The 12,257-nt window shown below is 55.8% G+C and carries 10 protein-coding genes; 2 read left to right on the forward strand and 8 right to left on the reverse strand.

What is annotated here, in order from left to right; translation table 11 throughout:
• Window positions 1–53 precede the first annotated feature (53 nt).
• Window positions 54–1,412 (forward strand): aminodeoxychorismate synthase component I, encoded by a 1,359-nt coding sequence (gene pabB / locus ENI00_RS09875; protein ID WP_304101641.1) that lies wholly within the window; start codon window positions 54–56, stop codon window positions 1,410–1,412.
• A gap of 40 nt (window positions 1,413–1,452) precedes the next feature.
• Here pabB and thrH read toward each other — a convergent pair whose 3' ends face one another.
• Window positions 1,453–2,067: a bifunctional phosphoserine phosphatase/homoserine phosphotransferase ThrH gene (gene thrH / locus ENI00_RS09880; RefSeq protein ID WP_304101642.1), complete on the reverse strand. Its 615-nt coding sequence runs from the start codon at window positions 2,065–2,067 to the stop codon at window positions 1,453–1,455.
• Window positions 2,068–2,237: 170 nt separating this feature from the next.
• Here thrH and ENI00_RS09885 point away from each other — a divergent pair, with 170 nt between their 5' ends.
• Window positions 2,238–2,960 carry a phosphoadenylyl-sulfate reductase gene (locus ENI00_RS09885; protein WP_304101643.1) on the forward strand — a complete coding sequence of 241 codons (723 nt, stop codon included), beginning with the start codon at window positions 2,238–2,240 and terminating at the stop codon, window positions 2,958–2,960.
• A 53-nt stretch (window positions 2,961–3,013) separates the two neighbouring features.
• On the opposite strand, the gene cysB is transcribed toward ENI00_RS09885, so the two are convergent.
• The 7 genes from cysB to ENI00_RS09920 all read right to left on the reverse strand — a co-directional run bounded on the left by cysB (window position 3,014) and on the right by ENI00_RS09920 (window position 12,196).
• On the reverse strand, window positions 3,014–3,991 hold the full coding sequence (gene cysB, locus ENI00_RS09890; RefSeq protein ID WP_304101644.1) for an HTH-type transcriptional regulator CysB: 978 nt from the start codon (window positions 3,989–3,991) through the stop codon (window positions 3,014–3,016).
• Window positions 3,992–4,144: 153 nt separating this feature from the next.
• Window positions 4,145–6,292 (reverse strand): ATP-dependent DNA helicase DinG, encoded by a 2,148-nt coding sequence (gene dinG, locus ENI00_RS09895; protein WP_304101645.1) that lies wholly within the window; start codon window positions 6,290–6,292, stop codon window positions 4,145–4,147.
• Window positions 6,292–6,987, reverse strand: a complete 696-nt coding sequence (locus ENI00_RS09900) for a general secretion pathway protein GspB (RefSeq protein ID WP_304101646.1) — start codon at window positions 6,985–6,987, stop codon at window positions 6,292–6,294. Before ENI00_RS09900 ends, dinG begins: the two co-directional genes overlap by 1 nt.
• Window positions 6,988–6,990: 3 nt before the next feature.
• Entirely contained in the window at window positions 6,991–8,709 is a 1,719-nt protein-coding gene (locus ENI00_RS09905) for an ExeA family protein (RefSeq protein ID WP_304101647.1), read from the reverse strand.
• Between the two features lie 18 nt (window positions 8,710–8,727).
• Window positions 8,728–10,218, reverse strand: coding sequence for a DUF3336 domain-containing protein (locus ENI00_RS09910; protein WP_304101648.1), 1,491 nt, complete (start codon window positions 10,216–10,218; stop codon window positions 8,728–8,730).
• A 59-nt stretch (window positions 10,219–10,277) separates the two neighbouring features.
• On the reverse strand, window positions 10,278–11,075 hold the full coding sequence (locus tag ENI00_RS09915) for an MlaA family lipoprotein (protein WP_414674243.1): 798 nt from the start codon (window positions 11,073–11,075) through the stop codon (window positions 10,278–10,280).
• Window positions 11,075–12,196, reverse strand: coding sequence for a beta-ketoacyl-ACP synthase III (locus ENI00_RS09920; protein ID WP_304101650.1), 1,122 nt, complete (start codon window positions 12,194–12,196; stop codon window positions 11,075–11,077). Before ENI00_RS09920 ends, ENI00_RS09915 begins: the two co-directional genes overlap by 1 nt.
• Window positions 12,197–12,257: the final 61 nt, after the last annotated feature.

Consider the following 12,257-nt stretch of genomic DNA (forward strand, 5'->3'; position numbering starts at 1 on the left):
CCCTGAGGCCCGTATATTCATCCAACCATACTACCCGAATTGCTGGAGTTAATTTGCTACTTCCTGTTTCATCTCCCCTGAACCGGCACCAGTATGAGCGTTTGCTTGCCCACGCGGCCAGCCAACCAGACTTTGCCTATCTCGGCAGTGTCGGAACGGGCGATGGTCGTGGCTTTTTCAGCGGGTTTTCAGCGTGTGCCATGGCCACGGAATGTGTGAACCAGGGAGATGGCAGTGTTCTGGACACGCGCGCTCTGGCCGCGACCATGGAAAGCCTGGTTCACCGCTACGAAGTGCCGATGCAGCCCCAACAACACTTTCTGACAGGCGGCTGGATCGGCTTTCTGAGTTACGAATTTGGATACGTCAAAGAAAAGCGCCTTTGTGGGCTCTGTCCTGAACCGGCAACCGCTTTGATGAACGCAGGCTTTTACCTGTGGACCGCCAGCCACAATCGCACAACGGACACCTACTATCTCTGGATTCACCCGGAGTGCCCGGAACAGACGCGGCGAAGCCTTAGGTGCTGGCTTGATGCTGAATCAGGCGGCAAGGCAACCGATTGGCGTATGGTTACACCGTTCAAGGCGCGACAACCCCCCAATGAATTTATCGCCGGCGTAGGCGCCGTTCAGCGCTACATCAACGCCGGCGATTGTTACCAGGCCAATCTTTCCCAGGAATTCCATGGCCGGTATGCCGGAAACCCCTGGGTAGCGTTTCAGGCGCTGACGGAAGCGAACCCCACGCCTTACAGCGCGTTTCTGAAAACCGGCAACGCAACCGTGTTGTGCATTTCTCCGGAGCGTTTTCTCGAAATTCGTGATCGCACCATAAAGACCAGCCCGATTAAAGGCACTCGCCCGAGAGGCACTACACCATCGGAAGACACACAGTATGCCGCCGAACTGGAAGCGTCGGAGAAGGATCGGGCCGAAAATCTGATGATAGTCGATTTGCTGCGCAACGACCTGAGCGTTCACGCCGCGGCAGGCTCGGTTACCGTAGAAACGCTTTTTGCGCTTGAGTCCTACCGGAATGTGCACCACCTGGTGAGCCACATTCGCGCAGAGCTGGCGACCGATGCGTCCCCCATGCAGGTGTTGTTTGATGCGTTTCCAGGCGGCTCGATTACAGGCGCGCCGAAAATCCGGGCCATGGAGATTATCCGGGAACTTGAACCCCACTGGCGCGGCCCATATTGCGGCTCGGTGTTCTATAGAGGGCTGGATAACACTCTCGATAGCAACATTGCCATCAGAACCCTGCTCTGCGACGAAAACGGCACGATTCGCTGTTGGGGCGGCGGCGGGATTGTTGCGGACTCGGTTCCACAAAGCGAATTTCAGGAAACGCTCACCAAAGTGAAACCGCTGATGGACTTTCTGGACAATCTGAACCGGGGCCACTAACAGTCGCCCCGGCAGTCGCCCCGGAGCTGTCATCTTGATTTCAGACGCTGTGCACAGAACTCGCTTTCAGGAATTCCTGTTTCAGATCCTCGAACTCTTGTACTGCCGGATACTGGGGGAACTCGGCGATCACATTCTGAGGCGCGTGGAACAAAATACCGGCTTCTGCCTGCCCCAACATGGTGGTGTCGTTGTACGAATCACCCGCCGCAATAACCCGATAGTTCAGCAGCTGAAACGCACGCACTGACTGGCGTTTGGGATCTCTCTGGCGCAGCAGATAATCCGTGATCTGGCCGTCAGGCGCGACGTCCAGTTTATGACAAAGCAGCGCCGGATAACCCAGCTTCTTCATCAGAGGCATCGCAAATTCATAGAAGGTGTCGGAGAGAATCACCACCTGAAAGCGTTCGCGCAGCCAGTCAAGAAACTCACGTGCGCCCGGGAGCGGATCGAGCTCACCAATCACTTCCTGTATCTGCGGCAAACCGTAACCGTGCTGATCCAGCAGTTTCAGGCGCTGCGTCATCAGAACGTTGTAATCCGGAATATCGCGGGTAGTGGCCTTGAGCTCTTCAATACCGGTTTTTTCCGCAAACGCGATCCAGATTTCCGGGATCAATACTCCTTCAAGGTCAAGACATGCCAGTTCCACAGTAATCTCCAGATTCAGTGTTTCAGGGTGAAAGAGAATAGCAACAAAACCACAAGGTTCTCAACGCACGCGTTCGCTTTAAGGCATAACCATATAGACGGTCATTCCTTCATGGAATTAAGCATTTAATGCTAACCTTGGTCAAAACCCGCATCAGGTATTGGGATTTTATGATTAATATTAGTGATTTACAGGATGAGCTAGGCGGCGAGAGTCCGAGGTCAATTCTTAAGGCGGCTCTCAAACGCTACGACAACATTGCCATTTCTTTCAGTGGCGCCGAAGACGTGGTGCTTATCGAAATGGCCCACAAGCTTACGGACAATCTGAAGGTTTTCACGCTGGACACTGGCCGCCTGCACCCGGAAACCTACGAATTTATTGAACGCGTCCGTAAGCACTATGGCATTGACATTGAGGTGCTGTTTCCAGATTCGAATGAGGTACAGGATCTGGTAAACCGGAAGGGGTTGTTCAGTTTTTATGAGGATGGCCACAGCGAATGTTGTGGCGTTCGCAAGGTAAGCCCGCTCAAACGCAAGTTGGCAAACGTAGACGCCTGGATTACCGGACAGCGCAAGGATCAAAGCCCGGGCACCCGCAACGAGGTTCCCGTTGTGCAGGAAGATGCGACCTTCTCTGGCCCCGGTAAAACGCTGGTTAAATTCAACCCACTGGCCAACTGGACGTCCAAAGAAGTTTGGGACTATATCCGAATGACAGAAGCACCCTACAACACACTCCACGAAAAAGGCTTTGTCAGCATTGGTTGCCAGCCCTGCACCCGCGCAATCTTGCCCGGGCAGCATGAACGCGAGGGCCGTTGGTGGTGGGAAGAGGCCACGCAAAAAGAGTGCGGCCTGCACGCAGACAACCTGATTGCCCGTCAATAAGTAAACGGGCCGGGAAGTGGGCTATTCCCCTGGCGACGGCTCGGTAGCCGGGCTTAGTAAGTGGGTAACTCCACGTCTTTGAACAAGGCTTCCAATTCGCTGCGATTGCTCTGGTGAGCAACGGCTTCGTCAACCGCCGCTTTCGTCAGGTGGGGCGCGAAACGCTGGATAAACTCGTACATGTACCCCCGCAGGAAGGTGCCTTTACGAAAGCCTATACGCGTAATGCTCGCGCGGAACAGTTTTCTGGCGTCCAGCGCCACAAGATCCGTGTCGGCTTTGGGATCAAACGCCATGCTGGCAATGATCCCCACGCCAAGCCCGAGCCGCACGTACGTTTTGATGACGTCCGCATCTGCTGCTGTAAACACCACTTTTGGCGTCAGGCCTTTTGCCTTGAACGCATCATCAAGCTGTGAGCGACCGGTAAAACCAAACACGTAAGTAACCAACGGATACTCCGCCAGCTTTTCCAGCGTTAACTCGGTCAGCTGCGCGAGTGGGTGATCCTTGGGCACAATCACCGCGCGGTTCCAGCGGTAACAGGGCATCATGATCAGATCGCTGAAAAGCTCCATGGCTTCGGTGGCAATGGCGAAATCAACGGCGCCGTTTGCCGCCATCTCGGAGATTTGCATCGGGGTGCCTTGGTGCATGTGCAGCGACACGTCCGGATAGGATTCGATAAAGCCGCTGATAATGGGCGGCAGTGCGTAGCGGGCCTGGGTGTGGGTAGTGGCAATACTCAGGTCGCCCTTGCGCTGGTTACTGAACTCCTGGGCAATTTTTTTTATGCCTTCCGTGCGGCGCAGAATCTCTCCGGCCTCGCGAACAATAATCTCCCCGCCAGGGGTAATGCGAGTCAGGTGCTTGCCACTCCGGGCAAAAATTTCCAGCCCAAGCTCATCTTCAAGAAGGCGTATCTGTTTGGAAATACCCGGCTGGGACGTAAAAAGGCTCTGGGCGGTTGCCGATACGTTGAGATCGTGGTGCGCAACTTCCCAGATATAACGCAACTGTTGTAACTTCATTGGCTCTGTCGCTCCCTGAATGTCCGGCCTGCAGCGGGGTGCATACCCATACGATCTTGCAAAGAAACATCAAGAATACGCATATTACGCCTGTTTTTCATTCTTTAAAGGTATAGCCCAGCACTTTGACTCAGTTTAGACCAAAATGTCGCCCTAGCGCTCAATAATTCGACGAAACGGCGGCAGCGCATCCAGCAACAGTTGGCCATAACGCCTGGCGACAATTCGGCGATCAAGAATGGTAACCCTTCCGGTATCTTCTTCCGTTCGCAGCAGTCGTCCAACCGCCTGAACCAGTTTGATAGAGGCATCTGGCACGGTGATCTCCATAAACGGATTGCCACCGCGCTGGCTCACCCATTCCGCGAGGCTGGCCTCGATCGGATCGTCCGGCACTGAAAACGGCAGCCGTGTAATCACCACGTGATGTAAATACTTACCGGGCAGATCAATGCCTTCTGCGAAGCTGGCAACTCCGAATAATACGCTGGCCCTGCCCTCATCCACCCGGTTTCGATGCTGGCGCAACACCTCGCCCCTGGACATGTCATCCTGGGTGATGATCAGATCCGGATGATCGGGTGCCAACGCGTCGCGTACCTGGTGCATCTGCCGGCGGGAGGTGAACAGCACAAGTGTGGCGGTTTCACCGGCCCAGACGCCAGGCAGGCGCTTGATCAGTTCATCCGCAAAACCGTCATCGGTGGGCATGCACGCCATGGCCGGCACTTCAACAGTGGCCATCTCTGCATACCGAAAGGAACTGGGAACAACCAGCAGGCGGCTCGCTTGCGGCAGCCCGGCGCGTTCCTGAAGCCGGTCAAAACGGCCAAGCGCTGTCAATGTGGCACTGGTAAGCACCGCACCGTAAGCACGGGACCAAAGCCGCGAATACAGGAGGTTGTCTGCCAGTACCGGCGAGCTGAACAAGGTAATATCTTCCGCATGATCCCAGCGTTGGCGCACACTCCAACGGGCAGGAGGTGGGCTTTTGTTGGCGCCGCTCGGTTCAACTTTCTCTGTCCAGGCTGTCCACAACCGCAACTGATCTTCGGCCCGGCTGTGGAACGCACCGATAACCGGATACCAGGCTTCTGCGGTATCACGATCAATCTCATGCTGTTTGCGCTCGTCAAAGGCGCCCTGCAGTTCGTCTGCCAGCGCCCCGAGATGCCGCGCCAGATTCGCGGTGGCAATGCGGCTTTCAGCGGCAAGCTCTGCCAAGCCTTCTGGCAGCTCGCCTTCGGGGTATCGCCACTGGGCGGAACGGCGCTCCTCATTGAACTCCCAGCCGGTATTGTGCTCGGCTTCTTCATAAACCCGGGCCAACACAAGATCGACATCGCGGGAGGCCGTGCTGATGCGATCCAGGGTTTTTGCGGCCTGAGTAGCGGGTGGCAAGTAGGGCTGCATTTTGGCCAGCGCCTGGGACAACTGCTTAAGCCACTGCCGGGTCGAATTCAGCGGCACAGACGCGGCAAAATGATTCAGTGCCTTGTCTGGCAAGTGATGGGCTTCATCAAATATGAACAGGGCGTTTTCCGGTTCCGGCAAAATCGCGCCACCGCCCAAGGCAAGGTCTGCGAGAACCAGATCGTGATTCGCGACCACGATATCCACTTCGTCCAGATCCTTGCGAGCGTCAAAAAAAGCACAGCTGTCAAAATAGCTACAGTGGCGATTGGTGCACTGGCGATGATCGGTGGTTACTTGCCGCCATACGTCGTCGGGTATTTGCTCTGGCCAGTGATCCCGGTCTCCGTCCCATTTGCGGGAGCCGTAGCTTGCCAGCATCTCCTCAAAAAACGCCCGGGTGCCTGGTTCTTCGGTGCCGTGATTGTCCAGAAGGAACAGCGGCATGGTGTCGCTGTCGCCGTTGCCTTCATCATGCAGCCGTGATTCAAGGCGAGACATGCACAGGTAACGCCCACGGCCTTTGGCGAGCGTCCAGGTAAAGTTCATTTTGCTGTGCTTTTTCAGATCTGGCAGGTCTTTCAGAACAATCTGATCTTGCAGTGCTACGGTGGCCGTTGAAATCACCAGGGTTTTACCCAGAGCCCGAGCGACCGGAATGGCGGCAATCAGGTAGGCCAGGGTTTTACCCGTGCCCGTTCCGGCTTCCACCACGCAGGCAGCCGGCGGCGAGGTGCGCTGGCCGTCGTTTTCGGTGATTTCGCCCATGTACTTCGCAATTTCGGCAATCATAAGGCGCTGGCCATAACGGGCACGCACGTCTTTACCGGCCAATACGTCGCGGTAACCCTGCTGAATCTGCTGTTTGATGTCTTCGGTCAATGCCATCAGCGCGGGCTCATCCAGTCCCGGACAATACCCACACGGAAGGTTCTGCCCTGTTTGCTGAGCACAACGCCGTCTTTGGTCACCTCTTCAACCGTAATGCCGGAGAAGGAATCCCCAAGGCGAAGGTAGTGACCGTTAATCATCACCCGACTGGCATACGGATCGGTGGAGTAGATATGGCTGTTAAACATCAGGTCCGGAATACTCTTCTGAAATGAAAGGGGTAACTCAACCAGGTGCGGCACTCTGGCTCTTGGCTCATCCTGACGCAAGGCGGGTACTCGCCGCTCCTGGCGTAACGATGGCGTAATAATAGTGGGGCGTTCGCGCACGGGCTCTGCAATCTGCTCTTCCATCAGTTCTGGTTCGGGTTCGGGTTCTGGCTGCCGTTCGGCCTTGGGCTGAGAAACAACCGTCGCCTCCGTTTCGGGGGTCACTGCCGGGCCCGGGAGCGCAATTTCAGGCGCAACGCTTTGAACCGTTTGCTCAACAGGCACCATGGGCGAGCGCTGCGGCCAGAATACAACCGCCAGTACTCCGGCGTTCACTAATAACGCCAGCGCGACCCAAACCACCGGAGAAATCCGCCGTTTTTTCGCGCGATGAATCAGCTGAACCTGCTGACCGAGATCCGGAACCTTGCCCTGGCGCCGTTCTGTTTCCGACTTTCTGAGGGCATCAAGAATGTAGGACATAATCTATCCCTTCTCCCCGGACTTTGCGCCTGCCAGTCTCGGAACATTTGCCTTCAGATCGTTATTGATCTGGATGACCGTCATGGCCCCTGCAATGCCGTCCACCGTCAAGCCCCGTAACGCCTGATACCAACGCACTTGCTCTTTGGCAGACAGGCGCTTGATTCTCGCGCTTTCGGCGGTCGACTCGCCGTGGCTGTCTGCAAGCTCCATCATGCGCGCTCCAATCCAGATCTCTTCACCGGCAGCATCGCCGGTCCCTGCCTGGCTAAGAACGTAATCAGGAAGTTGCCACAGCAGCCGATACCCACCAAACCAGAAAGGCTCCAGGCTGGAAAAAGACACCTGAACCGGCCCTTCAGGCAGAATAATCTGCGCACTATCCCCATCAAGCTCTCGCAGCACAACATAGCCCTGATTGCCCGCATCATCCTGAAGCATCAGCATGGCTGGCCTGTCCAGAAACGTCAGGCTTCGACGGCTGCCCTCGCGTTCAAGGCAGCCGAAACCGGATGCGCGAGCAAAGTCGCAGGCAATCGGGAAAGCCTGAGGATTGTATTCCACGCCCCAGATACCAAACAGTTCGCGGAATGCATCCGATACGTTCAGCGCCTGCTTGGCGAAACTGAAAGGTGGGCTTTTGAGTGCGGTATTCGCGGGGCTTTCAATGTCACTCTCACGTTCACGCTGAATGGTGCCGCTCTGCTCCACAGGTGCGTCTCCTGCCTGTGTTTGGAGTGATGCCAGGTCTTCAGAACCGGCGCCCGTTGTCGTTCGGGCGATCGCTTCGGACCCTGACCACTGCTGATACAGCCACAATGCGCTAACCATGGCCAACAACAGCGAGGCGCCGAGCAACAGAACACCGGGAAGATTCCGCCGGCGTCCAACCCTTGCTGTTTTTGGCCCTGAATTGCTGCTGCCGCCAACTTCCTTCGCCGCCTGGCGTATGTGGGCAGGTCTCACTTCGTGTTCGTTTTCGGCGTAGGCACCCAGCAGCGCGCGATCGCTGATCAGGTTGATCAGCCGGGGTATGCCGTTGCTCAAGCGATAAAGCTTCCGAATAGCGGCTGGCGAGAACACCTCTCCCCGCATACCTGCCACACCTAGCCGATAGCTCAGATAGGCCGGCAGTTCGTTACCGCCGATAGCGTGCAAATGGTAGCGGGCGGTTACTCGCTGGTTTAATTGCCGAAGTTTCGGAAGGGCTAGCATCTGCTGTAACTCTGGCTGGCCCAGCAATACAATTTGCAGCAGTTTTTTCTCAGCCGTTTCAAGATTGGTTAACAGGCGCAATTGTTCGAGTACATCGGCGGAGAGATTCTGCGCTTCGTCAATGATCAGAACCTTGTGACGCCCTGCCGCGTGCGCCTTCAGCAAGTCCCTGTTAATCAGATCAACCAGCTGTTTAATGCTGGCACCGGCCGGATGAACAATTTCCAGCTCGTCACAAATAGCGGAAAGCAGTTCCCGGGCAGACAGCCGGGGATTCAGTACCAGGGCTATGTCCACGTGGAGCGGCGCGTTTTCGATAAAACACCGACTCACCGTGGTTTTACCGGTACCGACTTCTCCGGTAATCACGATGAAACCGCCCTGCCCCTGTACGCCGTACATGAGGTGCGCAAGCGCCTCTTTGTGGCGTTCGCTCAGATACAGATAACGGGGATCAGGCGCGATGGAGAACGGCGGTTCTGTGAAGCCGAAGAAATCGTAGTACATGGGCGTCCAGTCAAATACTCAGGGGCCGGGCGAAACGGCCGTGTTAATCATTCGAAGATCCGCTGCACTCCGGCGATTTTGCTGCTTCAGTCGGCGTACGCAGCGCTCCAGAGTCTTGGAGATGCGCGCGTGGGACCGAATCATCGAAATTTTAGGCCAGGTTGCGCGCTCGCCAGCCAGAATCATTTCACGTACAAACTCGGGCTCCGGATTGGCGAGCATTCGCCGGTAATGTTTGAACGAGTAGGTAGGCGCAATGGTGACGTCTCCGGAATACCGCTGAGCCATGATGGTGTACATCTGCCCCGAAATTTGACGAAGCAGCTCGGGCCGAACCCGCTTGCGGAGGTAATCAAACACCCCCTGCCCGTGAAACTGCATCTCTGTTTTGAGCAGGTGCAACGGCAGATTGGCAATCGAAAGCTTTTCGTCCAGGCCGCGCTCGTTCAAAAAAGGCACCACATGAGGGTTGGTCTGGCTGACAATCGTGAAATTCACATCGTAAAGATGCCGCAACCGATCAATGGGCAAGTCGCTGACCACCGAACCATCAACAAATTTAAGCCTCGACATATAAGGCAGTACCTGGCCGTGGATATCCTTTTTCATCAGCGTTACCGGCGGAAATATACCCGGCACGGCGGCACTTGCCAGAGCGCCGCTCCATACCAGCAGGTAAGGTGACGTGTAACCAGACAACAAACGGGCTTTCTGGTGCGTCTGAACCGGCGACACACTCATGTTAATAGAGCGGCCCGTGCGCTCGTAAGCTTCTTCAAACGTGTATTCGCCGATGTTGGTTCGCAGGCAGGCGCGAAGCTGTTCCTGGTCCATCAACCCGTCGCCTCGCATGGCGCTGAGCAGGCCACGCCACTTCCAGGCTTTGAGGTTGTGATTTTCAGGCACCAGCATGTCGGGGATTTCTGCGTCTGTGTGCACACCCAGCATCCCGGCGATGATCGCACCAATGCTTGAACCGGTAATCACCTGGGGCAGAAGCCCCTTTTCCCAAAGCGCCTTGATAACCCCGAAGTGAAACATGCCCAGGCTGGCGCCACCGCTCAAAAGCAGGGTCGGCCGCCCGTAACTGGTCAGGGTATCGCGGAAGAACTGAAGTTTGTCTGCAACCGGGAAGCCAGGCACCGGGTGGTCGCACAAAAAGTCCAGGGCTTCGCAGGCCTGGGCAATGTATTCTTCAATCAGGTGTTTGGTGCCAACCCGGGAATGGGTGTAAAGCAACGGATTGCCCATATTGCCAAGATCGTGATGAAGGCCCTCACGCAGAGCACGTTTCAGGCGTTCAAAATCGTTCTGCTGGCGATACTGCTTGATGTTGCTCAGGCGATCGTAGATTAGCTCATAGTGGTAGTGCTCGGAGGCAAAGTCTTCTTTCCACTCGGTATTGCCTTCAAGGAAATCCAGCTCGAGCGCGGCAGCCTTCCACACTTCGTAGTTTGGTGCTTCAGCCAGCATCTTGCGGAACTTGTGAATCCTCGGGTCTTTCAGCACCGTGCACCTCTCCAAACTGAACTCAACAGGCCTTAGCCGACTTCAATCGACAGTCAGGATCAAAAATCGTCCAGCATCAGGTCTTCGTTGTCACCACTGGCGAACGGATCCCGGGTTACCTTGCCGTCGTTGATCAGAAATTCCCGGCGCTGCAGGAAAGCGTTACGAACGAAGGTATAAGTATCACCAGAAATAAAACCCTCCGCCGGAATCAGATCTGCGCGTTTGTCGACAACCTGAACCCCGCGAGCATAGTAATTATCAGGGCTTTCCACCTCGTTCCAGGGCGACGGGAATACAAAAACATCTGCACCCAACCCACTGAGATGACGGGGGCTTGACGGGCCCAGTAACGGGAGCATCAGATACGGGCCGGAACCGGCGCCCCAATACCCCAGAGTCTGCCCAAAATCTTCCGGCCTTTCAGGCAGACCGAGCGCCGTGGCGACGTCAATCAAGCCGCCAAGACCAAGCACCGTGTTGTAGGTGAACCGACCGACCGCCACAATGGCCGATTCACCCTTCAGCTGCAGAACGCTGTTGGTGAAGTTTCGCACTTCGGTCAGATTGTTGAAAAAATTGGTGATGGCACGATCGATTAAATCCGGCACGAACGTACGATAGGTTTTTGCAACCGGCCGAAGCGCCCAGCGGTCAATAGTGTCATTAAAACGGTAAACCTTGCGGTTCCAGTTCTCGTAGGGGTCCTGGGAGTTAGTCGGTGCGGCGCTCTCGGGAACTGGGGGAACTGGCTCCTGCTTGGTTTGGGCGATCGTTGGCCCGGCCGACATAGCCACAATAAACGCGGCCGCAAATGAGATGGCGAGTCGCCGCCCCCTGGGTAAATAATGTGTCATCATCGACGGCGCACCACGACACTGCCAATGGAGTAACCGGCACCAAAGGAGCAGATCACGCCCATATCGCCGGTTTTCAGGTCGTCTTTGTGTTTGTGAAACGCAATAACAGAACCCGCAGAACTGGTGTTGGCGTACTCGTCCAGAATGACAGGTGCTTCGTCTTCGGTCGCGTCCCGGCCCAGCACTCTTCGGGCGATAAGTTGATTCATGTTCAGATTGGCCTGATGCAGCCACATTCTGCGCAGATTTTCCGGCGCAAGTGACAAGCTCTGGAGATGGTTGAGGATTGTCTCCGCAACCAGCGGTGAAACTTCCTTGAATACCTTACGACCCTGCTGGATGAACAGCTTATCCGATTTGCCAACACCGGCTTCGTCCGCTCGGTTCAGGAAGCCGAAATTATTCCGGATGTTGTTCGAAAAGGTGGTTTTCAGGCGCGTACCAAGGATCTCGAATCCCTGCCCTGCCTCAGTGTCTTCTTCGCGCTCTACAAGAATAGCGGTACAGGCATCGCCAAAAATAAAGTGACTGTCGCGATCGCGGAAATTCAGATGGCCGGAACAAATCTCGGGGCTGACAACCAACACCGCCCGCGCCGCGCCGTTCTCAACGGAGTTGACGGCAGCCTGCAGGCCAAAGGTTGCGGAGCTGCAGGCCACGTTCATATCATAGGCAAACCCCTCAATACCCAAAGCGGCCTGAACCTCAATCGAAACCGCCGGGTAGGCGCGCTGCATGTTGGAGCACGCCACAATAACCGCATCCACATCCGCCGCTTTTTTTCCGGCTTGCGCCAGTGCCTCATTGCAGGCCACAACCGCCATATCGCACTGAACGGAGGGTTCATCGTTGCCGCGCTCCGGAATATGGGGGGCCATGCGCTTCGGATCAACAATGCCTGTTTTGTCGATAACGTGCCGACGTTTGATGCCAGAGGCTTTCTCTATAAAACCGGAGGATGACGGCTGCAGTGCTTCAACGTCGCCTCGCGCAATAGCGTCTGCCTGTTCGGTATTGTGCATCTCGACAAACTGATTAAAAGCCTCAACCAGTTCATCGTTATCAATGGTTGCCGGCGGTGTGTACAGGCCGGTTCCGCTAATGACGGCTTTGATCACGCTAACCCCACGTCGTGAATATAAAAGGAATATCGTTGTTTCGGAAATACTAACACAGTCC

This window comes from Marinobacter antarcticus, assembly GCF_011049865.1.
Taxonomy (GTDB): domain Bacteria; phylum Pseudomonadota; class Gammaproteobacteria; order Pseudomonadales; family Oleiphilaceae; genus Marinobacter; species Marinobacter antarcticus_A.

Bases quoted from the DNA above. Each gene is read 5' to 3' on its own strand.
- ENI00_RS09885 (WP_304101643.1), top strand. From the start codon at position 2,238: ATGATTAATATTAGTGATTTACAGGATGAGCTAGGCGGCGAGAGTCCG.
- cysB (WP_304101644.1), bottom strand. From the start codon at position 3,991: ATGAAGTTACAACAGTTGCGTTATATCTGGGAAGTTGCGCACCACGAT.
- dinG (WP_304101645.1), bottom strand. From the start codon at position 6,292: ATGGCATTGACCGAAGACATCAAACAGCAGATTCAGCAGGGTTACCGC.
- ENI00_RS09900 (WP_304101646.1), bottom strand. From the start codon at position 6,987: ATGTCCTACATTCTTGATGCCCTCAGAAAGTCGGAAACAGAACGGCGC.
- ENI00_RS09905 (WP_304101647.1), bottom strand. From the start codon at position 8,709: ATGTACTACGATTTCTTCGGCTTCACAGAACCGCCGTTCTCCATCGCG.
- ENI00_RS09915 (WP_414674243.1), bottom strand. From the start codon at position 11,075: ATGACACATTATTTACCCAGGGGGCGGCGACTCGCCATCTCATTTGCG.